The 22427-nt window shown below is 72.4% G+C and carries 22 protein-coding genes; 9 read left to right on the top strand and 13 right to left on the bottom strand.

From position 1 onward, the window contains the following. Positions 1–88: 88 nt before the first annotated feature. Both ACZ4UB_RS08090 and ACZ4UB_RS08085 read left to right on the top strand, forming a co-directional pair. Complete coding sequence (locus tag ACZ4UB_RS08090) at positions 89–520, top strand: nuclear transport factor 2 family protein (protein WP_468069021.1); 432 nt, start codon at positions 89–91, stop codon at positions 518–520. A gap of 7 nt (positions 521–527) precedes the next feature. Then, positions 528–1340 (top strand): hypothetical protein, encoded by an 813-nt coding sequence (locus ACZ4UB_RS08085; RefSeq protein WP_468069020.1) that lies wholly within the window; start codon positions 528–530, stop codon positions 1338–1340. Between the two features lie 19 nt (positions 1341–1359). Here ACZ4UB_RS08085 and ACZ4UB_RS08080 read toward each other — a convergent pair whose 3' ends face one another. Further along, positions 1360–1725: a hypothetical protein gene (locus ACZ4UB_RS08080; RefSeq protein ID WP_468069019.1), complete on the bottom strand. Its 366-nt coding sequence runs from the start codon at positions 1723–1725 to the stop codon at positions 1360–1362. Beyond that, the gene (locus ACZ4UB_RS08075) at positions 1722–2912 is read right to left on the bottom strand and encodes a cation diffusion facilitator family transporter (RefSeq protein ID WP_468069017.1); all 1191 of its coding nucleotides are present in this window, start codon (positions 2910–2912) and stop codon (positions 1722–1724) included. Before ACZ4UB_RS08075 ends, ACZ4UB_RS08080 begins: the two co-directional genes overlap by 4 nt. A gap of 128 nt (positions 2913–3040) precedes the next feature. On the opposite strand from ACZ4UB_RS08075, the gene ACZ4UB_RS08070 reads away from it, so the two are divergent. From ACZ4UB_RS08070 to ACZ4UB_RS08055, 4 genes are all read left to right on the top strand, one after another. Then, entirely contained in the window at positions 3041–3715 is a 675-nt protein-coding gene (locus ACZ4UB_RS08070) for a 2-phosphosulfolactate phosphatase (protein WP_468069015.1), read from the top strand. A gap of 156 nt (positions 3716–3871) precedes the next feature. Continuing rightward, the gene (locus ACZ4UB_RS08065) at positions 3872–4114 is read left to right on the top strand and encodes a hypothetical protein (protein ID WP_399257853.1); all 243 of its coding nucleotides are present in this window, start codon (positions 3872–3874) and stop codon (positions 4112–4114) included. A 253-nt stretch (positions 4115–4367) separates the two neighbouring features. Continuing rightward, positions 4368–6701: a M9 family metallopeptidase gene (locus tag ACZ4UB_RS08060; RefSeq protein ID WP_468069013.1), complete on the top strand. Its 2334-nt coding sequence runs from the start codon at positions 4368–4370 to the stop codon at positions 6699–6701. Between the two features lie 320 nt (positions 6702–7021). After that, positions 7022–7615: a helix-turn-helix domain-containing protein gene (locus ACZ4UB_RS08055; protein WP_468069011.1), complete on the top strand. Its 594-nt coding sequence runs from the start codon at positions 7022–7024 to the stop codon at positions 7613–7615. Positions 7616–7621: 6 nt separating this feature from the next. Here the strand turns inward: ACZ4UB_RS08055 and ACZ4UB_RS08050 are convergent, their stop codons facing one another. Next, positions 7622–8626, bottom strand: a complete 1005-nt coding sequence (locus tag ACZ4UB_RS08050) for a hypothetical protein (protein WP_468069010.1) — start codon at positions 8624–8626, stop codon at positions 7622–7624. 391 nt (positions 8627–9017) lie between these two features. Between ACZ4UB_RS08050 and ACZ4UB_RS08045 the strand changes: the two genes are divergently transcribed. After that, the gene (locus tag ACZ4UB_RS08045) at positions 9018–9602 is read left to right on the top strand and encodes an ImmA/IrrE family metallo-endopeptidase (RefSeq protein WP_468069009.1); all 585 of its coding nucleotides are present in this window, start codon (positions 9018–9020) and stop codon (positions 9600–9602) included. Next, positions 9595–10830 carry a DUF6545 domain-containing protein gene (locus ACZ4UB_RS08040; RefSeq protein ID WP_468069007.1) on the top strand — a complete coding sequence of 412 codons (1236 nt, stop codon included), beginning with the start codon at positions 9595–9597 and terminating at the stop codon, positions 10828–10830. The genes ACZ4UB_RS08045 and ACZ4UB_RS08040 overlap by 8 nt, the downstream gene beginning before the upstream one ends. On the opposite strand, the gene ACZ4UB_RS08035 is transcribed toward ACZ4UB_RS08040, so the two are convergent. The 6 genes from ACZ4UB_RS08035 to ACZ4UB_RS08010 all read right to left on the bottom strand — a co-directional run bounded on the left by ACZ4UB_RS08035 (position 10758) and on the right by ACZ4UB_RS08010 (position 16549). Further along, positions 10758–12155: an FAD-dependent oxidoreductase gene (locus ACZ4UB_RS08035; protein ID WP_468069005.1), complete on the bottom strand. Its 1398-nt coding sequence runs from the start codon at positions 12153–12155 to the stop codon at positions 10758–10760. The genes ACZ4UB_RS08040 and ACZ4UB_RS08035 overlap by 73 nt on opposite strands. Before the next feature lie 40 nt (positions 12156–12195). Further along, entirely contained in the window at positions 12196–13041 is an 846-nt protein-coding gene (locus tag ACZ4UB_RS08030) for an MmyB family transcriptional regulator (RefSeq protein WP_468069003.1), read from the bottom strand. A gap of 42 nt (positions 13042–13083) precedes the next feature. Next, on the bottom strand, positions 13084–13932 hold the full coding sequence (locus tag ACZ4UB_RS08025) for an SDR family NAD(P)-dependent oxidoreductase (protein ID WP_468069002.1): 849 nt from the start codon (positions 13930–13932) through the stop codon (positions 13084–13086). 109 nt (positions 13933–14041) lie between these two features. Continuing rightward, positions 14042–14365 carry a plasmid stabilization protein gene (locus ACZ4UB_RS08020; RefSeq protein WP_468069001.1) on the bottom strand — a complete coding sequence of 108 codons (324 nt, stop codon included), beginning with the start codon at positions 14363–14365 and terminating at the stop codon, positions 14042–14044. A gap of 86 nt (positions 14366–14451) precedes the next feature. Further along, a complete protein-coding gene (locus ACZ4UB_RS08015; RefSeq protein WP_468069000.1) occupies positions 14452–15168 on the bottom strand; it encodes a hypothetical protein in 717 nt (238 codons plus the stop codon). Between the two features lie 130 nt (positions 15169–15298). Continuing rightward, a complete protein-coding gene (locus ACZ4UB_RS08010) occupies positions 15299–16549 on the bottom strand; it encodes an FAD-dependent monooxygenase (RefSeq protein ID WP_468068999.1) in 1251 nt (416 codons plus the stop codon). A gap of 178 nt (positions 16550–16727) precedes the next feature. On the opposite strand from ACZ4UB_RS08010, the gene ACZ4UB_RS08005 reads away from it, so the two are divergent. Next, positions 16728–17759, top strand: coding sequence for a TetR/AcrR family transcriptional regulator C-terminal domain-containing protein (locus ACZ4UB_RS08005; protein WP_468068998.1), 1032 nt, complete (start codon positions 16728–16730; stop codon positions 17757–17759). Here ACZ4UB_RS08005 and ACZ4UB_RS08000 read toward each other — a convergent pair. The 4 genes from ACZ4UB_RS08000 to ACZ4UB_RS07985 all read right to left on the bottom strand — a co-directional run bounded on the left by ACZ4UB_RS08000 (position 17756) and on the right by ACZ4UB_RS07985 (position 22367). After that, a complete protein-coding gene (locus ACZ4UB_RS08000) occupies positions 17756–18319 on the bottom strand; it encodes a dihydrofolate reductase family protein (protein ID WP_468068997.1) in 564 nt (187 codons plus the stop codon). The genes ACZ4UB_RS08005 and ACZ4UB_RS08000 overlap by 4 nt on opposite strands. A gap of 68 nt (positions 18320–18387) precedes the next feature. After that, a complete protein-coding gene (locus ACZ4UB_RS07995; RefSeq protein WP_468068996.1) occupies positions 18388–19683 on the bottom strand; it encodes a hypothetical protein in 1296 nt (431 codons plus the stop codon). Beyond that, positions 19683–21053 carry an MFS transporter gene (locus ACZ4UB_RS07990; RefSeq protein ID WP_468068995.1) on the bottom strand — a complete coding sequence of 457 codons (1371 nt, stop codon included), beginning with the start codon at positions 21051–21053 and terminating at the stop codon, positions 19683–19685. The genes ACZ4UB_RS07995 and ACZ4UB_RS07990 overlap by 1 nt, the downstream gene beginning before the upstream one ends. A gap of 45 nt (positions 21054–21098) precedes the next feature. Beyond that, positions 21099–22367 carry a B12-binding domain-containing radical SAM protein gene (locus tag ACZ4UB_RS07985; RefSeq protein WP_468068994.1) on the bottom strand — a complete coding sequence of 423 codons (1269 nt, stop codon included), beginning with the start codon at positions 22365–22367 and terminating at the stop codon, positions 21099–21101. Positions 22368–22427: the final 60 nt, after the last annotated feature.

Raw genomic sequence — 22427 nt, 5'->3', positions numbered from 1 at the left:
TTCCTCCCCCCCCCCCCCCCCCCCCCCCCCCCCCCCCCTTCCCCCCCCCCCCCCCCCCCGCGTCGACGGCGTGGGCCAAGATGGTGCCATGACATCGAGGACGGACGGCATGACCGAGGCGGTGGCCGAGGCCGTGGCACGGGAACTGGAGCTGATGGCCCCCGAGGTCCGGACGTCGAGGGCCCGGGCCCGGCAGCTCCTGGATCCCGAGTTCGTCGAGGTGGGGGCGTCGGGGCGCACGTGGGACCGGCCGGCGATGCTCGCCGCGCTGCCGGAGCTGGAGGGCGGGGCCGAGGACGGACCGCGCTACGAGCCCGTCGGCATGACGGGGACCGTGTTGGCCCCGGGCGTGGTGCACCTGACGTACGAGACGACGATCGGTGGTCGACGGGCCCGCCGGAGTTCGATCTGGCGGAAGTCGCAGGAGCCGCGGGAGGGTGGTGCGCCTTCCGCGTGGCGGATGTACTACCACCAGGCCACGCCCGTCCCCTCCGATCTCCCCGGCCCGACGGGTGGGTGAGGTTCCGGTGCGGACGCGGGAAACGCGGGAGCCCCGAGAGTCGACCGCCGCGGCCCTGGCGAGCGCGCGGTGGCCGATCGCCGACTCCCCGGACATCGGTTGGCTGCGGGAGCTGTCCGACGACGACGGGCTCACCGGATTCATGCCGCCGCCGCTGCCCGACGCGGCCTGGGTGCTCCACCCCATGTACGCCCACGAACTCGGGCCGTTCGACATGACGTACGTCGAATACCACCGGGCGGTGCTGATGGGCGGCGGCCCCGAGATCATCCCGGGCCTCGACCCGGCGGAGGTGATGGACGGCGAGCCGGGCGAGCGGCCGGGACCCCGTTGGCACCGGGTGCGCTGGCAGGAGCTGGCCCGGCGCACCGGGGATCCCGTGGTGCCCGAGGGCTCGCCGCCGTACCTCACCACGTTCCCGGCGACCGGGCAGGGCCGCTGGCCCGTCGGAGTCACCGCACCGCGCGAGGGCAGCATGGACCGGGCCTCCTGGAACCGCCTGGTCGAGATCCTCACCGCGCACAGCACGACGGGTCCGGCGGCCCGCTGCCTGGCCTATTACAACCCGCTGCTGCTCGCGGCCGAGGACTTCGACAACCTGCACGTGCGGGCCGGCGCCCTCGCGGACGCCAAGGTGTTGTACGAGCACCCCGAAGAGGACGGCTGGAGTCCCTCCAACCTCTGGGCCGAGGACCGCTCGTGGGTCGTGTGCACGGACTACGACCTGATGGCCACCAAGGTGGCGGGACCCGCTCCGCTCATCGAGGCCCTCCTCACCGACACGGAGATCGAGGCCGTACGACTGCCCTGGTCCCCCTGACCACCCCGCTCCGCCACCTCTAGGAGGACCTGCTGCGCAGCGCGCGGCGGACCCCGTACAGGATCACGAGCAGCACGATCACGACCACCAGGCCGATCAGGAGCTTCTTGAAGAGTCCGCCCTTCTTCTTGCTCTTCTTGCTCTTCTTGGTACCGGTGACGGCCTCGACCCGGGTGGACACCGACGCGCGCACGCCCGTTGTCGTACCGGCGCCGTTCGCCGGGGCGCTCTGCGCGAGGGCCGCCACGGTGGGGGCCTGACGGGCGGTCGGCACGGCCGCGGTGGCCGTTGCCGCCGGACCGAGCAGGAGCCCGGCGATCACGAAGAGCGGTACGAACGCGGCGGCCCGTGCGGGGCGCTTCCCTGGCCTGCTGTTCCTCGTCACTGTCTCCCCTGTTCCCTGTGTTCTCGGTGTGCTCGGTGTGCTCGGTGGCTTTCTCCGAGACGTCCGGGTTCCCCCGGTTCCCCGGCCGAACCGGTGTGATCCGGCCAGACCGCGCTGCGGAGCATCGTCGACGAGGGGAGCCTCTCTGGCAAGGGCACGGGGCGCACCGAGTGTGGCGCCTCTCCCGTCCCGGCGGCGGAAGCGGAGAGGTGGGAGGTGCGCAGGGACACCGCGGTGAGCCGGGGGATCGCGCGGACGAGGGCGCGTTCGGCGGCGGCGGTCACCTCGTGGGCCTGCACGACGGTCAGGCGGGCGTCGACGACGACGTCGGCCTCGGCCCGTAGCGCGTGGCCGATCCACCGCATGCGCACCTGACCGGCGTCCAGCACTCCCACCACGTCGCGCAAGGCGTGCTCGGCGGTGTCGACCAGGGCCGGATCGACGCCGTCCATCAGCCGCCGGTAGACCTCGCGTGCGGCGTCCCGCAGGACCAGCAGGATCGCGGTGGTGATCAGCAGGCCGACGACGGGGTCGGCCGCCCGCCAGCCGAGCGCCGCGCCACCCGCGCCCAGCAGGACGGCCAGGGAGGCGAAGCCGTCGGTGCGCGCGTGCAGGCCGTCGGCGACCAGTGCGGCCGATCCGATCCTCCTGCCCGTGCGGATGCGGTAGCGGGCGACCCACTCGTTGCCGACGAAACCGGCCAGCGCGGCCGCGGAAACGGCCCGCAGGTGGGTGACGTCGCGCAGCGCGAACAGCCGGTCCACGGCGACCCAGGCGGCGAGTACCGCGGACGCCGCGATGGTCAGCACGATGAGGATCCCCGCGAGGTCCTCGGCGCGGCCGTAGCCGTAGGTGTAGCGGCGGTTCGCCGCCCTGCGCCCGAGCACGAAGGCGATCCCGAGCGGGACGGCGGTCAGGGCGTCGGCGGCGTTGTGGATCGCGTCGCCGAGCAGGGACACCGAGCCCGACAGGGCGACGACTCCCGCTTGGACGGCAGTGGTGACCCCCAGGACGACGAGGGACACCCACAGCGTGCGCATCCCCTCGCGGGAGGTCTCCATCGCCGTGTCGACCCGGTCGGCGCCGTCGTGCCGGTGCGGCCGCACCAGGTGCCCGAGCCAGGGTCGGCGCGGGTGCGGGTGGACGTGATCGTGGCCGTGCGGACGAGGTTGCGGCTTCGCATCCATACGGCCCACCGTGACACACGGATCCGATTGCGGCTACGACCGTCGTACGCGCCCTGACCAGGTGCGACGCACTGGCAATTGGGGCCCCTGGGCAACTGCTCGCGGCGGGCGTGCGCGATCATGGCCGGATGGACTCCTATTTCCTCGGCATCGACGAGTTGACCGAAACCCCGTCCGTGGCCGTCGTGGTCGACGTCATGCGTGCCTTCACGGTGGCCGCGTGGGCCTTCGGTCAGGGTGCGGAACGGATCGTTCTCGCCGGTTCGTTGGACGAGGCCCTGGCGCACAAGGCGCGCCACCCGGAGTGGGTGGCGCTCAAGGACGGTGCGCCCGCACCGGGGTTCGACACCGTCAATTCGCCGGGCCTGCTGCGGTCCATGGACCTCGCCGGACGCACCGTCGTGCAGAAGACCACGGCGGGGACGGTCGGCGCCCTCGCGGTCCAGGACGCGTCGCTGGTGCTGTGCGCCGGCTTCGTGGTGGCCGAGGCGACGGCGCGGCTCCTGCGCACGCGCGGGTGCGACCACGTGACCTTCGTGGTCACGGGTGAGGACGGGCGGGCCGACGAGGACCTCGCGTGCGCCCAGTACATCGCCCGGCGGGCGAGTGGGACCGAGACGGACGCGGCCGGGTTCCTGCGCCGCGCCGCCGACTCGCGGGCCGCCACCGAGCTGGCGGAGGGGATACGCGAGGGCGTGCATCCCGACGACATCCAACTCTGCCTGGAACTGGACCGGTTCCCCTTCGCGATGGTGGCCCGCCGGGAGGGCCCCCTCCTGACCTTGCGCCCCTGCGCGGCGTGATCCGGTAGCGCCTCGACCACCGGCGCGCGCTCCCTGCGCCCCCCACGCTCCCCCGCCAATGGGGTGAGCTGCCGTTTCCCGTGATCGTTCCCCGGCGTTGAACGGCCCGACGCGACCGCTTCCCGGCGCGTTGTCCAGAAATCCTTGGGAGTATCCATGCGTATGCGCTCTGCCCTCACCGCCTCGGTCCTCGCCGCCGGAATCCTGCTCGGTGGCGCCGGCGCCGCTCTCGCCAACGACGGTGGTGGGCTCGTCCAGGGCACCGGTTCGCAGGGCGCCGGGCGCACCAGCGGCTCGTCGTTCGCCGGTGTCATCGACCACGTCGGCCCGATCTACACCAACACCGAGTCCACCGAGTTCGAGTGGGACCGCGGCACGTTCCTGGGCATCCACTTCTAGTCCGACGCCCCGGCGCCCCGGCGTCACGACGTACGGCTTCCACTGGGAGCGGCGGTTCCACCGCCGCTCCCAGTGGCATGTCCGGGGCCGCCAGTTGACAACATTTCAGTTGCGGGGGCCGATGGATCTGGCCGAAACCCTTCCGGCGGGATGCGACATGTGAAATTTTACATGTCACATGCCAACCAGCATGCCCACTGCCTGGCCCGTGCCACCCAGCACGCGGCCTCAACGGCCCCGGAGGCCCCCGCAGATGCATCCCTTCCGGATATCCAAGGCCAACGCGCGCAGGCTTCCTGCGCTCGGCGCGGCCGTCTTCATCACCCTCGGCCTGTTCACACCACCGAGCCAGGCCGCCGTCTCCGTCGGCGCCGCCCCGGCCGGCACCACCGCGCGCGGCGCCGCGGCCGCGGCGCCCCGGTCGATCCCGGTGCCCAAGTCGCCCGACGCGACGAACAAGAACGCGCGGCTGCGGATCTCGGCACAGGACAGCGCCCTGGTGTCCGCCCCACAGCCCGCCCCCGCCGCCAAGCAGGCCGCCCCCGTCAAGCCCGGCGCGCAGTCCTCCGCCGCGGCGGCGGACGCGTGCGGCGACCTCTCCGGCGTGATCAACTCCACGGGCAGCGCCCTGGTGCAGCAGCTCAAGGCCCTCCCCCGGATCGACTGCACCTACCCGCTGTTCGAACTCACCGGGCAGAACGCGGGCAAGGCCTTCGTCGAAGCCCAGATGGTGACCGTGGCCAACGCGCTGCGCGACGCCTCCGCCGGCTACTCGGGCAACAACAACGCCTCCGTGGGTCAGTTGGTCATGTTCCTGCGCGCCGGCTACTACGTGCAGGAGAACAACTCCGCCGCCGTCGGCCCGTACGGCGCGGCGCTCGACGGCGCGGCGCGCGGCGCACTGGACGCCTTCTTCGCCTCCCCGCGCAGCAAGGACGTCACCGACGCCAACGGCGAGATCCTCAACGAGGTCGTCACGCTGATCGACAGCAGCCACACGGCCGGCCGCTACGCCGGCGTGGTCAAGTGGATGCTCGGCGGCTTCGACGCCACCTGGCCCGGCCAGATGAACCTCGCCATGCAGCACGTCGAGTGGGTCGTCCAGAACGGCTTCAAGGCGAAGAACGACGACCGCGGCTGGCGGGCCGCCCTCAAGGCCGACCCGAGCATCCTGAACACCTGGGCCGGCTTCATCACGCGCAACGACGCGCAGCTGAACCGCCTGGACGTCGTCAGCAACGTGGGCCGCTACCTCGGCTACGCCCTCGACGTCCCCGAGCTCAAGGACCGGGTCCGGCCGCTGCTGAAGGACCTGATCAACCGCTACCCGAACGTCGGCCCCACCGCGCCGATCACCATGAACCTGGGCTGGTACACCCGCCAGTACGACAAGAACAACTGCGCGGCCTACGCCATCTGCGACCTGGGCGAACGCGTGCTGCCCGCGATCCTGCCGATCCAGCACACCTGTACCCCGGGCCTGAAGATCCGCGCCCAGGACATGTCACCCGGGCAGTTGGGCGGCACCTGTACCAGCCTCGTCAACGAGGACGCCTACTTCCACCGGGTCATCGGTGACAAGGGCCCGATCCCCGGTGACGTGAACACCAACCTGGAGGTCGTCGTCTTCGACGACTACACGCAGTACTCCCTGTACGCCTGGGCCATCTACAACATCGACGTCGACAACGGCGGCATGTACGAGGAGGGCAACCCGGCCGCCCCCGGCAACCAGGCCCGCTTCATCGCCCACGAGGCCGACTGGCTGCGCCCGAGCTTCCAGATCTGGAACCTCAACCACGAGTACACCCACTACCTCGACGGCCGCTACAACATGGCCGGAGACTTCGACGCCGGCATCACCACGCCGACCATCTGGTGGGTGGAGGGCATCGCCGAGAACATCTCCTTCGGCTACCGGGGCGAGCGCAACGCCGCCGCGATCGCCGAGGCCGGCAAGAAGACGTACAAGCTCAGCGACCTGTTCGACACCGTCTACAACCAGGACGCCGACGCCGACGTCAACTCGAACCGGGTCTACCGCTGGGGCTTCCTCGCGGTCCGCTACATGCTCCAGGCGCACCCGGCCGACGTCGAGACCGTGCTGGGCAAGTACCGCGCGGGCGACTGGAACGGCGCCCGTACCTTCCTGAAGCAGACCATCGGCACCCGTTACGACGCCGGCTTCGACACCTGGCTCACCACGACGTGCGCGACCGACGACTGCGGCGCCCTTCCGGAGGCCCGGACCACCCCGCTCTGCACGAGCGGCGACGCCCGCCAGTTCGAGCAGAACTGCCGCCGCGACCAGCTCGCGGCCACCGCCGGCAACTACAGCCACCACTTCGTGTACCTGCCGGCCGGCGTCAAGCAGCTGACCATCACGAGCAGCGGGGGCGCCGGCAACGCCGACCTCTACTACAACGGGCCCACCTGGGCGACCACCAGCGGCTACCAGGCGAAGTCCACCCGGGCCGGCAACGACGAGACCCTGACGATCAATGATCCGCCGGCCGGCTGGGTCTACTTCAGCCTCGCCGCCGCGCAGGACTTCAGCGGGGTGAGCGTCTCCACGCAGTCCAAGTGACCGACCGCGCCGCACAGCCGTGCGCCGCCCGGCGGCTTCGGGGTCGTCACCGGATCCCCAAGGATCCGATCCCCCTGCGACCCTCCCCCGTGGGGGCCGCAACCGTCGGGCGGCGCACAGCCGTACCGGGGCTCCGCTTCGCAGCAGCGAAGGCGGTGGAGCTCCGGTGGCAATGCCACGATCTTGCGCCACGCACACCAACCATGTCAACAATAGTTATCACCAGCACGCACCTACACTTGCACTGCCGGAAGCGTGGCCGGGAGATCCCCGGGTAACCGGGACTGGAGCGGCTCCAGTCCGGCAGGAAGGTGGCGGCCATGAGCGACTCCGTGGACGAGCGGGCGGCGCTGCTCGCGGAACGCCTGAACTTCCTCTTCGCCCACATCTACCCGCGCGGCGGCGCCCCGCAGTCGAACGAGTCCGTCGCCCTCGCGACCGGACTGGCGACGGCCGACATCGCCGACCTGCGGGCCGGAGTCCCGCTGGACCGGCCGCCGGGCACCTGCCCGTTCGTGAGCAGGCTGGAACACCTGCTGAGGACCCGGGTGACGGAGTCCGGATCGCCGTACCTGCTCGGCGACGTCGCGAAGGCGTGCGGTAAATCCCGGGTGTGGCTCTACAACCTGCTGGCGGGCAAGAGCAAGCCCACCCTGGAGTCGACGATGGCCATCTGCCGGATGTTCCAGGTGGACCCGTCGTTCTTCACCGACGACCCCTTGCAGGCCCTCGCCCGGCACTTCGGCGTGGCCGCCGGTGCCCCGTTCTTCAGCCTGCCGCCCGACGACGTACGGGTCCGGGACACGAATGCGTCGGTGGAACTCCTGGTGGAGCTCCGCGAGGCGGGCGTACCCGCCGTCATCGGCCGCTACCTCGGCAGTCTGCCCGGGCCCGGCCACGGAGCGGCCGGCTGAGCGCCGTCAACCCAGGTCCTGGTCCCGGTCGGGGGACGTCGCCCACCATTCTCCCAGCGCCACCAGGTTGTCGGTGCCCGTGGCCCGGTAGATCCGGCCGAGCAGACTGGTCAGGCTCCGCTCGCTGGTACCGAGCGTGCGCGCGATCTCCGAACGGGTCTTGTTCTCCCGCAACATGCGGATGAAGTCCCGCATCTGCGGTGTCGTCGCCAGCTCTCCCGCCTCCTGGCGCCGCTCCCCCCGCCACGGCCTGGACCGCTCCCACAGCTGCTCGTAGAACGACACGACGATCGCCACGACGACCGGCTGGGTGATGAAGAAGGCCTCCGTGCGCCCCCCGAACTCCGGCGGCGCCGCGATCAGCACGGCCTTCCTGTCCACGACGATCGTCCTGAGGTAGTCGGGGGCCCGCGTGCGGACCGCGGCGCCCGCGTCCGTCATCGCGGCCACCCACTTGACCTCGGCATCGCGGGCCCGCGCCGTGTGCGGATAGATCGTGCGGTACTCCAGCCCCCGGCGGACGATGGCCAGGTCCCGCTCCAGCGAAGCCTCCAGGCTCCACGCCGGCCGGTCGACGGGGTGCGCGCTCCACAGGCACGCCTCCACCCCCGCGACCATCCGCGTGAGCACGTCGTTCGCCTCCCCCTTGTCGGCGAGCCTTTCGATGCCCCCGACGGGCTGGGCACCCGCCTCCGCGGTGAGGTCCGCCAGCACGTCGGGCACCCGGCTGAGCCTCTGGAGCCGGCCCAGCAGCTCACCTATCTCCGCCTGCACGACCGACCGTTCCACCTGAGCCAGGTCCTGCACCACGTACCGGCCCCGGGAGAAGGGCGAATCGGCGATGAGCCCAGCGGCGAGCAGCTCGGACAGGGCGCGTTCCTGGCGGGCGCGCGCGGCGCCGCTGCCGGGGTCCGACAGCGGTCCTCCGTCCGACAGGCGCAGGAAGACCTCCCGCGCCTCGGCCGACAGGTCCAGCCGATCGAGTCGCCCACCCGCGTCCGTTGCTCGCACGAAGCCTCCCCCTCGGGGCTTTCCGATCCGGGAAGTGCGCCGACCGGAAGCCTCTCCTACTTGATCTCCCCCGCGGGGAACGTACAGGCTACCCAGTGTGATGATCCAGGCACGGGCGCACCGCCCCGTCAGCCCTTCCCCGGCTGACCAGACCCGTGTCGCGGACGGACCCGGACGCGCGCGGCCCCCGCACTCGCCGAGAGTCAGTGCCCGCGCGGCCCTCTCGCCCGCTTCCGCCCCCGCCCCCGTGCCCTGCGACTTACGGTTCGGCTCCCGCCCGGACTAGTCCGTCACCGTCGGCGGTCCGGCGCACAGGGGAACGTCCGCGCGTGGTGCGGCCGATCCGTCGCACGCTTCCGCCGACACGCAGGTCATGTGGGGAGAACGATCCATGCAGGCAGTCCGCCGGACCCTGGGTCTCGTCACGGGCACGGTCAGGGAGATCCGCACCCTGCGCAAGCTGCGCAAGCGCTTCTCCGCCCGGCTCGGGCTGTCCGCCCACCCCACCCTGGAAGAAGTCCGCGACGCGGTCGCCCGCAGCTGCGGCACGCCGATCCGGATCGTCCACCTGCCCCTACGGCACCCCTTCACCGGAGGGCTGCTCCACACCCCCACGGAACTGACCCTCGTGGTCGACAAGAACTCGCCGACCGTCCTGCAGCACTTCGTCATCGCCCACGAGCTCGCGCACGCCTTCCTGGGCCACGACCCGCAGACGGTGGGCCACGAACTGGAATCCGTACTCCTCGCCGGGCTCGCTCCGGCACTCGATCCGCGCATCAGCCGCATGATGCTGGCACGGTCCTACTTCGACGGGCCGCACCCGAACCGGTCGCACGGCGGAGCGCTGCCCGAACGGGAGGCGGAGACCCTCGGCCGACTCATCGTCAGCATGATCACCCACACGAGCGCGGGCCCGGGACCGGGAGCCCCCGCCGCATCGGCGCTGCGCCACAGGGGGACGAGCGGTGTCTGAGGGCGCGGCCAACGTGGTCTACCTGATCATCGTCGTGGTGGCGTCGGGCACCACCCTCGGCAAGTACGCGGCCTGGCGCCGCGAACGGTCCACGGCCCTGCGCCTGATCACCACCTGCTCGGCGGTCGGCGTCGCGGCCTTCCTCGTGGCGACACCGCTCGTGTGGCGCGCCCTCGCCCGTCTCACCGGCTCCGCGAACGTGGCCGAGCCGGTGGTCTTCGCCTGCATCCTCGCCTTCTTCGCCCACACGCACGTGATGTCCCTGATGTGGTGGCCCGCCACCCCCACGGCCCGGCCCTCGACGGCGGCGCCCGGGCGGGGTCGGCTCGCGCGACCGTTGGCCGTCTACTGCGCCGCGGCCGTCGCCATGGTGGCCGGATTCGCCGCGGGCGACCTCGACGACGCGCCCCACCCGCTGGACTTCAACATCGCCTACGGCCAGGACCAGGGAGCCCTGGTGATGTTGGCCGCGTTCCAACTCGGGCTCGCGTACGCCTCGGTGTCCACCGCCGTCCGCTTCCGCCGCAACGCGCACTCCACCCACAGCGATCCACGGCTGCGCCGGGCCCTGCGGCACATCTCCCTCGCGACCTGGTTCATCGCCGGGTACGTCGCCTGCGTCATGCCGGCGACGGTCGCGGGCGCCGTGGGCTCGCACGCCCTGGACCCGCTCCACAGCCTCGGACCCGTCTGCGGCACGGTCGGGGCCCTCGTCATCAACTGGGGCTTCTCCGGGGCGGCGATCTCGCTCTGGCGCGCGGACCGGCGCGACTACCTGGCCCTCACCCCCCTGTGGGAGCTGACGCACCGGGCCGATCCGCGCATCGCCCTGGACGAACGCAACCGGGTCACCGACCTGGGCCTCCTCCACGTACGCGACTGGCACCTGGTGACGCGGACGGCGGACATCCTGAGCGCGATCCGGAGCCTCTACCCGTACTTCGACGACGAACCGGTGGTGCGCGTCCACCTCCTGGCCCGCGCGGGGGGTTGGCCCCTGCAGGACGAGCGGGCCGCCGCGGCCGCCGCCCTGGTCCTGCGCGCGGTCGCCCTCACCGAGAGCGGCGCCGAACGGACCGGCGAAAGCGGCCTGGTCCTGCCCGGCGGGAGTCTCGAACCCGCGGCGCAGCGCGCCCACTTGGTGCGCGTCGCGGGCTACCTCGACCATCGAGACGTGCTGGCGGCGGCCGGGCTCGACGAGGCGACGCGGCCGGTCCCGGCGCCGTAACCGCCCCGCCCCGGCGCCGCCTGGGCGCGCAGGGCCAGGGCCACCCTCCACCAGAACCGCGGGGTCTTCAGGTCCGCCGGCCGCCTGCGCATGTTCACCACGTCGAGGAACCGCTCGTGCACCCAGGCGTCCGTCACCGAGGCCCGGGCCATCAGCTCCGACATCCGGCGCGCGAGCGCGTATCCCGCGGGGTAGGGGCCCCGGACGTGCGGCTGGGCGAGGTCGGCGAGCGTGGAGACCTCCCAGGCCGCGTCGACCACCACCTCGACGTGGTCGAAGTACCCGCGGGCGGGGGCGTGGAGGTCCGCTCCCCCGCGCAGGTGGGCCGCGAGGCAGGAGGCGTGGAGCAGGGCGCTGGTCATGCCCTGCCCGTAGACCGGGTTGAAGGACGCCACCGCGTCCCCGACGACGAAGAGCCCGCCGGGCAGCCGCCGCACCTCCCACCACGTGCGGCGGAAGGAGTGGCCCATGCGGTACGTCCGGACCTCGCCGACCCGCTCGCAGGTGTCGGCGACCACTCCGAAGGGCTCGGCCATCTCGCGCATCCGCCGGAGGAACTCCGTGCCGTCGCGCGTCGGACGCCTGTCCGCGTAGGCCGCGATCACGGCCATCCACAGGTCGCCCTCCACCGCCGCCATGGCACCGGTGTCGGCCTGCTCGTCCGTCGGGGACGGCAGCTGATGGGCCACGACCACCCCGGGAAGTTCGTTCCCCCTGCGGAAGAGCGCGGTGGCGTACCCCAGATCGATCTGCATCCGGTCGACCGGCGGGGCCTCCCAGCCCGCCTCGGTCAACCACGCGGAGAGCCGGCTCGACCGGCCCGTCGCGTCCACCACGGCATCCGCCGTGAGCGTCTGTTCCGGCTCCGGTCCCGGTCCCGCGGCGCGCAGCCGGACGGCGGTGATCCGTCCGCCACGGGTGACGAGCCCGACGGCCCTGGCGGTCACCACGCCGACGTGGTCGTCCGCGAGGGTGCGCCGGCGGGCGTGGTCCTCCAGTAACGCGCGGCTCACGCCGATCAGTTCGTTGCCGGGCACGTCGACCTTGCGCACCCGGTCCGCGAACATCCGGATCTCGTCACCCGACCCCAGGACGGCGCCGTCGGCCAGCAGCGCCGCGGAGAGCCCGGGCCACCAGCGGTCCGCTTGGAGCCGACCCATGTCGAGCAGGGCGTGGAGCTGACCGCTCTGCGGCACACCCGCCCGGGCGCCACCCGCGCCCGGTGCGTCGGGTTCGACGATCGTGACCCGATGCCCCTCGCCGCGCACCGCCCGCGCGGCCGCGAGGCCCGCGATGCTTCCCCCCAGGACGACCACGTGCTTCACGCGCTTCCCCTCCATCGGCTCGCCACACCCCGGGAGCAGCCTAGACAATGGCGGGGGTGCGCATCGCGGCGAGGAAGGTCAGGGCTTGGGCGGTGCGGGAGCCCGGGGTGGCGGTGTAGACGAGGAGGCTCTGGTCGGCGGCGCCGCGCACGTCCAGGACCTGGTAGTCCAGGCTGAGTTCACCCGCGAGGGGGTGGCGGAACTCCTTGCGGCCGCGGTGCTGGGCACGGACGCGGTGGCTGGACCACCAGTGGCGGAAGTCCTCGTCCGCCAACGACAGCTCTTCCACGAGGCCGGCCAGGGCTCGGTCCTGTGGGTAGCGGCCGGCGTCCATGCGGAGGTGGGCGACGCACTCCTTCGCCACGGTCTCCCAATCGGCGTAGAGCCCGCGGACGTGCGGGTCGAGGAAGCTCAGCCGCACGTGGTTGCGGTGCGCCGGCGCGACGTTCCCGAAGTCCGTGATGAGCGCGGCCGCGAGGGGGTTCCACGCCAGGACGTCCATGCGCCGCCCCAGGACGAGGGCGGGCACCGCGGTCATGCTGTGCAGCAGGGTCCGGGTGCCGGTGGACACCTGCTGAGCTCCGGCTCCCGGCGTGTGCGACCGCGGGGCGGTGCCGTCGGCTCCGCTCGCGCAGCGCAGCAGGTACGCCTCCTCGTCGGCGTGCAGCCGGAGGGCGCGTGCGAGGGCCAGGAGGATCTCCGGCGAGGCCGTTTTCGCCCTGCCCTGCTCCAACCGCACCACGTAGTCGACGCTGACGCCCGCCATCATGGCGAGCTCCTCGCGCCGCAGGCCCGGCACCCGGCGGTGGCCGGACGTCCGGATCCCGGCCTCTTCGACGCTCATCCGGGCGCGACAGGCGCGCAGGTAGTCACCCAGCTCCGTCACGGGGGTGCTCCGTCCTCTCGTCGTCGACTCCCTCGGGCCTCCTCAGGCTAGGGCCGGGGCGTCGTCGCGGTCGGTCGAGAGGGCCAGGTGTCGCCACGCGGCGGACTCGGCCCGCAGCTCCGCGATCTTGCGGTCCAGCTCCGCGACGCAGTCGCTGCCCAACTGGGCCCGTAGCGGCGGGACATCGGCGTCGGCCAGGACGAGGACGGCCGCGGCGCCCTTCACGGGGTCGCCGGGCTGGGTGTGGTTGAGCCCGGGAACCATGGCGCGTACCGCTCCCGAGGTGGCGGCGTAGTCGTCGATGACGGCGCCCTCGGTGTGCAGGCTGCCCGCATCGAGGAAGTCGGTACGGAAGTAGCCCGGCTCGACGAGCGTCACCCCGATGCCCAGCGGGGCCAGTTCGGCGTGCATCGCCTCGGAGATGCCCTCCACGGCGAACTTGGTCGAGCAGTAGATCCCGAAGCCCGCGGAGCTGCTGAAGCCGCCCAGCGAGCTGAGGTTGAGCACCCGCCCCGAGCGCTGGCGGCGCAGCACGGGCAGCACGGCACGGCTGACGTTGAGCAGCCCGAAGACGTTCGTGTCGTAGACCGCGCGGACGGCCTTGTCCGAGGCCTCCTCCACGGCTCCCAGCAGACCCCGTCCGGCATTGTTGACCAGGACGTCGATCGTGCCGTAGGTCTCGACGGCCACGGACGCCGCCGTACGGGCCCCGGCCTCGTCGGTGACGTCGAGCGCGAGCGGGAGCAGGCGGCCCCCGTACCCGGGCAGTGCGGACGCGACGGCTTCGGGATGGCGGGCGGTGGCGACGACGTCGTCACCGCGGTCGAGGGCCTGGCGTGCGATCTCCAGGCCGAAGCCGCGGGAAGCGCCGGTGATGAACCACGTGGTCATGCGTACTCCTCGGAACCGAGAACGGTGTGTTGCTGGCGGTGCTGTTCATGCTCGGCGCCGGTGAGGAGTTCATCCAGGGAAGGATGTGCATAGGAAGACCTGCGGCCGGTCAGTGGCCCAGGGCTCGTTTGAGGTGGGCCTTGTCCATGGAGGAGCGGCCCTCGATGTTGCGCTGCTTGGCCTCGTTGTAGAGCTGTTCCTTCGTGGGCCCCTTGGCGCCGCTGTGGGAGCGCTGGCCGCCCCGCTTGGCGGACGACATGTCCTGGATCGAGGAGCGGCTCGCGGTCTTCGATTCGCCGGCGCGGGCCCGTTCCTTGTTGACGGTGCGGGCGGCGATCTCTTCCGCGCGCTCGGTGGACTCGCCGCGCTCGCGTGCGGACTCCTTGATGTGTTCGTACTGGCGTTCCCGCTTCGGGGAGGACCCTCGGGGCATGACCGGCTCCCTTCCTCGGCGCCCGGCTCGCTACCGGGCCGTGCGGCGCCTACCCCGCCCGGAACGGCTCATTCGTGCGGCTCGGCTCAGTGCAGGATGCTGACCGCGCGGGCGATCACCAGGAGCGAGGTCAGCAGGGCCGCCACGCTCTCGACGGCCATCATGAGCTTCGCCCGGGAGGACAGCGGCATGGTGTCCGTCGGGCTGAAGGCGGTGGAGTTCGTGACGGACACGTACAGGTAGTCGACGAGCGTGGGCACCCAGTCCGACGCCTTGCTCGCTCCGTCCGCGACCTCGCCGACGGCGTCGTCGTTCTCGTCCTGGGAGAACCGGAAGTCCGCCAAGGGCAGTTCGGAGCGGGGCAGTTGGGTTCTGCTCACCGGGCCGCCCCGGTCGAGTTCCCAATAGCCGAGTCCGAAGACGATGATGTTCGTCAGCCAGACCTGGAGGGCCGCGATCAGCAGCGAGCGGCCGTCCTCGACCTTGGCGTGCACCAGCTGGTCGACGAGCAGGCCGAGGGCCACCAGGTTGCTCGCCGCGATGAGGAACACCAGGGACAGGGACAGCACGCGGAACGTCCTGGTCTGGCGGGTCAGGCGTCTCGGATTGATGGCGATCAGCGGCACCAGGAGGAGCACTTCCAGGGCCGGGAGCACGTACCGGGGAGCGACCAGCAGCTGCTGCGGCAGGGCCAGGTACAAGCCGATCGCCGCCAGGGTCGCCGCGACCGCCGGGAGCCGGGCCTCGCCGCGGCGTTCGTGGCGGGGATGGTGCGTGGGGGCGCTCGCTCGGCTGCGCGTCATCGTGGGGCCGCCTCTCGGTCTCCCGAACGGGGCACGTGCGGATGTCGGCCCGTGATCTCCGTCTACCCGACCCGCGGTGTTCCATGGCTGCCGGCCGGCGCCCGGTCACCCGGTCGGCGGCGACGGGCGATCAGTGCGGGTGTACGGCGAGACCGTAGTCCGGCAGTGCGATGTCCCCCGCCTTGGCGAACTGCGCGGCGAGCAGGTTCCGCATCGGCCACCGGTTCATCGACCGCATCGAGAGGTCGCGCATGCGGATGCCGAGGCGGCTCGACGGCGCGTACCCGGCGGCCCCGCCGGGAGGCAGCTGCTGCGCCTGGTCGACGTACGGGCGCATCACCTCGTCGTAGCGGCGGAAGGCGACGAGGTGGTCCCCCGCGGCCGCGGCCAGTTCACCGGCCAGTACGTACGCGCCGACCAGGGCGAGGCTGGTTCCGAGGCCGGTCAGCGGGGTCGCGCAGTATCCGGCGTCGCCGAGCAGGGCCACGCGGCCGCGCGACCAGCTGTCGAGGTGCACCTGGCCCATGGAATCGAAGAAGAAGTCCGGGGCGGTGCGCATCGACCGCAGCAGGGCGGGGGTCTTCCAACCGACCCCGGCGAAGCGCCGGGCCACGAGATCCTGCTGGGCGGCGACGTCACGGCGGTCGTAGGAGAGCGCCGGCGAGCGGAAGCTGAAGCCCGCCTTGATCTCGCCGGGCAGACGACCGGGGCGGACGGAGACGACCAGGCCGCCGGGCGCGTTGTGCATCAGGAACCAGCCGTCGAGGTCCGTGTGGTTCAGGTCCGGGCCGTCGAAGGCGGTGAACCAGGCCGTGTGGACGCCGATGGGGCGGACGAAGTCCCGCTCCGGGCCGAAGGCCAGCGCGCGCACCACGGAGTGCGGCCCGTCGGCGCCGATGACCAGCGCGAACCGGCGTGGCGCGGCGCGCTCGAAGGTGACGGTGACCCCGTCTCCGCGACCGTTCCCGCCCCCGCCCGCTGCCTGATCGATGCCCGTGATGGTGTCGTCGAAGAGGTACTCCGTGTCCGCCGCCGTGGCCTCGTACAGGAGGCGGGCCAGGTCGCCGCGGAGGATCTCGATCTCGGAGACGATCCCCTCACCGCCGAAGCTGTCGGCGGGGACCTTCGCGGTGCTGCGGCCGGTGGCGTCGACCAAGGCGAGACCGCGTTCGTCCACGCTCTCGGCCCTGGCCCGGTCCATCAGGCCCATCCGCTCGATCACGGTGCGGCCGGCGCCGCGCAGATCCACGGTCTGCCCGCCGGGGCGGGGCGCCGGGGTGCGCTCCACGATGGTGACCGCGAAGCCCGCCTTGCGTAGCCAGTACGCCAGTGCGGGACCCGCGATGCCAGCGCCGGAGATGAGTACCTCGTTGTTCGTCATGCCAGGAATGTACGCCGTACGCGCGGTAGTGCACAAGCGGTAAATCCCCGTCAGGTAAGGTGAGTTGGGCCGCACTGCACTAGTGCGGAGAGGCGGGAGGCCACTCACGGCCGCCGCTCGGCCGGCGTCACAGGCTAGGATGGCGCGCATCGAGGTGCACTAGTGCGGAGGAGTATCGGTGAGCGAACGGGCGGTACCGCGCTACAGCCAGATCGTCGGCGAGCTGCGGCGGCGGATCGAGGCCGGGGAACTGGCGCCCGGCGATCGCGTGCCGTCGACCCGCGAGATCACCCGGCAGTGGGGCGTCGCGATGGCGACCGCGAGCAAGGTGCTCTCCGAACTGCGCCGGGACGGTGCGGTCCGCGTCGTCCCGGGGGTGGGGACCGTCGTGGCGGCCCCGGCCGACCCGCCGCGGGCCGGCCGCCCCACGGCCCCCGCCCGTCCCGCACCCCCCGCGCCCCCCGTGCGCCCTGACGGGACGCCCGACGCCGCCGCCTCGCTCCAGACGGGGCTCACACTGCGCCGGATCGTCGGCGCCGCCGTCGCGATCGCGGGCGCGGAGGGACTGGCAGCGGTCTCGATGCGCCGGGTCGCCTCCGACCTCGGGGTGGCGACCATGTCGCTGTACCGGCACGTGGCGGACAAGGACGACCTGCTCACGCGGATGATGGACGCCGTCATGGCGGAACTCCCGCTGCCCGTCGATCGGCCGGAGGGCTGGCGGGAGGCGATCGAGCTGGCGGCCCGCCAGCTCTGGGACCTCTTCCGCCGCCACCCCTGGCTCGCACCGGCCCTCTCGGTGACGCGCCCGCAGGTGATCGTCTCGGGCCTGTCGTACAGCGAGTGGATGCTCGCGACCCTGCACGCGCACGGGCTCGACCTGCAGTCCGCCTTCACCGCACACCTCACGCTCTTGAACTACGCCCGTGGCATCGCGGCCAACCTGGAGTCGGAGCGGGAGGCGGAGGCCGACAGCGGGCTCGACAGCGAGCAGTGGATGGACACCCAGGAGCCCGCGCTCCTGGCGGCCATGGGCAGCGGCCGCTTCCCCGCACTCGCCCACCTCGCCACGGTCGGGTACGACTTCGACCTCGACGCCCTCTTCGAGTTCGGCCTCCAGCGCCTCCTGGACGGCCTCGCCACCCTCCTCGCCGAGGCGGGCTCGGACACCCTCGGAGGGGACGCGTCGCGAGCGTCGCGACCGACCTAACGGACCACGCGGTAACGGAGCTGGACGACTCCCGAGGGGAAGGTCCGGGTATCGGCGAGTTCGAGGTCGACCCGGCGCTCGGCGCGGGGGAAGAAGGGGACCCCGCCGCCCACCAGCACCGGGTGGATCCGCGCCCGGTACTCGTCGATCAGGCCCGCCTCGGCCACCGCGGCGGCGAGGGCGGCACCGCCGATCGCGATCTCGCCCTCCCCCGGCTCGGCCCGCAACCGCTCGATCTCCTCCACCGGGCCGCCGGAGGCCAGCCGCGCACGGCCGCGCACCGCCGTCAGGGTCGTGGAGAACACCACCTTGGGGAGCGGGTTCCAGAGCCCGGCCCACTCCCTCATGGTGTCGTCCAGCGACGGATCCTGCTCGGCGGTCTCCCAGTACAGCATCGTCTCGTACAGCCGTCGGCCCATCAGGTGGCAACCGACCGCTCGGAACTCGTGCGTGATGAACCGGAAGAGCTCCTCGTCGGGATCCGTCCAGTCGAAGCCGCCGTCCGGCCCGACGATGTATCCGTCGAGCGAGACGCCCATGGAATAGGTCACCTTGCGCACCAGCAGTCCTCCTCGACGACGGGCCCGACCGTACGGCCGCCGGCCCCCGTCCTGGGGGCCGACCCGGCTCACCAGAATTGTCGGAGGTTGAAGCTCCGCAGGGACACGTGACTCGCGGGCTCGGTCGTGCTCCTGGCGTAGAGCAGCGGCATCGCCGTACCCGCCGATCCGTACGCGGCGTTCCACGCGAGCCATTGGTACGCGTCCCAGCCGCGCTCCATGCCGATGCCCACGCCGTCCCTGCTCAGCGTGGTCATGGCCAGCCGGTAGTGGAAGGCGACGTCGTAGCGGGCCTTGACCTCCAGCGGCCGGCGTTGGTGCCGGTCGAACCAGCGCAGCGCCGATGCGCCGCGCTCGCTCGGGTCCTCGGAGTCCGCGTGGATCGCCAGCAGTTCGTCGAGGTCGTACGGATCGTTCCGCATGAACCGCCGCATCGTCCCCTTCGCGGCCTCGACGGCCGCGTCCAGCGTCCCGCCCTCGCTCCACCGCGGTTCAGCGGGCGCGCCCGACCAGTCCGGGCCGAAGACCTCCGTCATGTCCCGCTCGACCGTCTCGCTGAAGGGATCCAGCGGGGTGAAGCGGAACTCCGTGTCCGAGAGGGCGTTGTGGCGCGCCAGCAGCGCCTGCACGTCGTCCGCGTGCTGGTCGAGCGTGCGGAGCAGCTGCTCCGTCCTGCCGTCGCGGGCGTAGCTCATGAAGACGAGGGAGTGCACCGTGCCGGCGGCCCGGCCGGTCGCCGTCTGCTGGGACACGTTGACCGTGCGTGCCTTCGCGTGCGAGTTGTCGAGGAGCGCGGCGACGAAGGCCACCATGCGGCTCGATCCCCCGGGGTCGACGTGCTCGGGCAGCCGGGGGTCGCCCACGCCGGCACGGTGCGCGCACAGCCCGATCTCCACGGCCAGGGCCGGCCTGTCCCGCAACAGCTCCGAGAGGAAGCGCGCGCCGTCCAGGTAGCGGTTCGCCTCCGGGTTGAAGGTCTCGCCCTGCCGGCTGAACCGGAACCCGGCGACCATGGTGGGGACCAGCGCCAGCATGCGCGGGACGGTCAGGGCGCTGCGGTCGGCCCGCGGCAGCCGGTCCAGCAGCTCCCTCGCCTTGATGATCTCCTGGCGCACGGCGACCTGGCCGCTGCACGCGTAGATCGTCGCCGCGATCGCGGCCTCCCAGCGGCTCGGCCGCTTGAGGGCCAGCGGATGGATCTCCGCCATCGCGTCCGGGGAGGGCAGCGGTACGTCGTCGACCGACTCGGCGTCCTGGCGCAGGGCGCACAGCTGCGCCAGCTCGCGCACGGAGATCTTCGCGCCGTTGTAGCGGCTCAGTGCCTGCGACCTCGAGTAGTCCCAGAACACCATCTCTTCTGCCATCACTCGTCTCTTCCTGCTTCTCTTCCTGCTTCTCTTCCTGCTTCTCTTCCGGTACCCCGGCCCGTGCCTCTGTCGGTGTCGCTGTCGCTGCCCGTGTCACTGCCCGTGTCACTGCCCTCGGGGAGGACCGGGCCGGCGGCGCGGCGTACGCCGGCCAGTGCGCCGGCGGCGGCCAGCGCGGCGACGGCCAGCAGCGCCCACGGCCACCGGGGGCCCAGGGCCAGCGCCCCCGTCAGGGCCAGCGGGGCGATCGCGGCGCCGATCCCCCAGGACAGCTGGTGCAGGCCGAGGTGCCGGCCGGGCGTCGCGCCCGGGGCCATCCGGACGGCCACGACGTCACTGGTCGGGGCGTGCATCAGTTCCGCCGCGGTGAACACCAGCACCGCGAGCGCGAGGAGGGGCAGCGCGGCCGACCGCGGCAGCCCGCTCGCCGCACCGAACAGCACGGCTGCCACGGACCACACCAGAGCCGCCCGTTGAAGGGTGCGCAGGTGCTCGCGCCGCTCCAGGTACCGCACCGCCAGCGACTGGCCCGCCATGACCAGCAGGGTGTTCAGCGCGAACACCGCGCCCACGGCCCAGGCGGGTTGGTGGAGGTGCTGGACGACGTAGAGCGGTACGAGCACCGGCAGCGCCGTACAGACGAGCACGAGCACCGTGTTGGCCGCCACCATGGCGAGGTAGGCGCCCGCGGGCCGGGGGCCGGCCGCACGGTTGCCCGGCGCGGCCGGCACCGGATCGGCCGTCGGGCGCCGGTCGGTGGCCGGCAGCAGCGCGATGAGGACGGTGGCGAGGACGTAGCTGGCCGCGTTCGCCGCGAGGACCAGCCGCAGGCCGGTCAGGCCGTGCCCGGCCAGGAAACCGGCCGCGAGCCCGCCGACGGCCATCCCGGCGTTGCGCAGGGTGCGTTCGAGGCCGTACCAACGCATCAGCTCGCCCGGGTGGCAGCGGCGGGCGAGGAAGGCCCTGTTGGCGGGCCAGAACAGGTTGTCGCCCAGCGCCGCGAGGGTGGCCGCGACCAGCAGTGTCGTCGGGGAGCCGGTCGCGAGGTAGACGCAGAAGGCCGTCGCGCGCAGCACGTGGGCCGCCTGGACCAGGGGCAGCGGGCCCCACCGGTCGATCAGCGGACCCGACAGCGGCCCGGCGGCCAGCGCGGCGGCGCCGGCCACCGTCAGCAGCGTTCCGGCGGTGGCCGCCGTCATCCGGTCCTGCCACGTCAGGTAGAGCAGCAGGAAGGGCAGGGCCAGGCCGCTGCCGGTGCTGTCGATCGCCACGGCGGCGAGCAGGCGCCGCTGACCGTCCAGCCGGGGCAGGCCGAGCGCCGCACCGAGCCGGCCCGGCCGCGGCGGCGCGGACGGTGTCGCGCTCACCGCGGGCCGACCTCCGGGGTCCTCACGAGGTGACCTCCGGGAGGCTCACAGCTCCGCCATGGCGTTGCCGAGGTAGTTGGGCAGTCGGGACAGCTGCCCCCAGAGCTCGTCGAGGTCCACGGGGTAGCTCTCCCGGTAGCGCCGCGTCACGGCCTCCACCTCCGCCCAGGTGGTCGGCATCCTGCCGTCGTTGTAGCGGGGCGCCAACTGGTCGTACAGGGTGGTGCCGGGACGCAGGAAGAGCTGGTTGAGGCCGAAGTAGCCGGGCAGGTCCGTCGCCCATTGCAGCAGCTCGCCGTTCTCGCAGGCGGGATCGTCGGGCAGGCCGATGAGGACGAACGCGAAGGGTGTGACCCCCGCGTCCTGGAGCTTGCGCACCGCCGCGTTGGTCACCCCGGGCTTGATCCGCTTGCCGACCGGGGTGTCGGCGATGCCCGGGGACTCGGCGCCGAGCCACATGCCCTTGCAGCCGGCCCGCGCCCACTCCTCCACGTCCGTGCGCAGCACGACCTCGGCCCGGCTCTGACCCGTCCAGCCGATGTCCTGCCCGGTCAGGCCGCGGCACAGGTCCCGGTAGTAGGTGGGGTGGAGCCCGAAGACGTAGTCGAGGAAGAAGATGAAGTCCACGTCGCGTTCGCGCATCGCGGCGATCTCCGCGAGGGTGCGCTCCACGGGCTGCGGGCGCATGCGGGTGCCGAACGGCAGGTGGCAGAAGGTACAGCCGTAGGTGCAGCCGCGCACCCCGAGCACGATGCCGCACGAGCCGCGGCGCACCTGGCCGTCCGTGAACACCTCGGCGGTGTAGGAGCTCATGTCGAACAGGTCGTACGCCGGCAGCGGCCACTGCTCGGGGGCGAGCTGCGGGTAGCTGTCCACCAGCGGCATCACGGGCAGGGAGGGTCGGCCCGCGATCAGGTCGCGCACCGCCTGGATGGCGGCGGAGTCGGTCTCGCCGCGGGCGACGAGGTCGACGCCCAACTCGCGGCGCGTGGCGTCCGGGAGTTGGGTGGCGTGCGGCCCGCAGGCGAGCAGGGTCGCCCGCGGCCACTGCCGACGCGCCTGCTCCGCCATCTCCTTGACCGGGTCCAGCACGAGCGGGTAGCACTGCGCGCGGTCGGCGATGGCGGTGATCACGACCACGACGTCGGGGGCGTCGTCGGTGTCCGGCGGGGAATCGGTGAGGCGGTTGTCCCAGACGGACACGCGCACGCCCTCGGCGCGCAGCACCGCGCAGGCGTTGGCCACGTCGAGCGGCAACTGAAGGAATTCACGGTCGAATTCGTCGTCGGGGATGGCGAAGAGGACATGGGTCACGAGGGGCTCCCGGGCAGGTTCATGGGCGCGTGGGGGCAGGGGCGGACGGCGCGGGGGTCC

Source organism: Streptomyces sp. NPDC028419, assembly GCF_055565515.1.
This window is presented reverse-complemented; position numbering and strand designations above follow the sequence as displayed.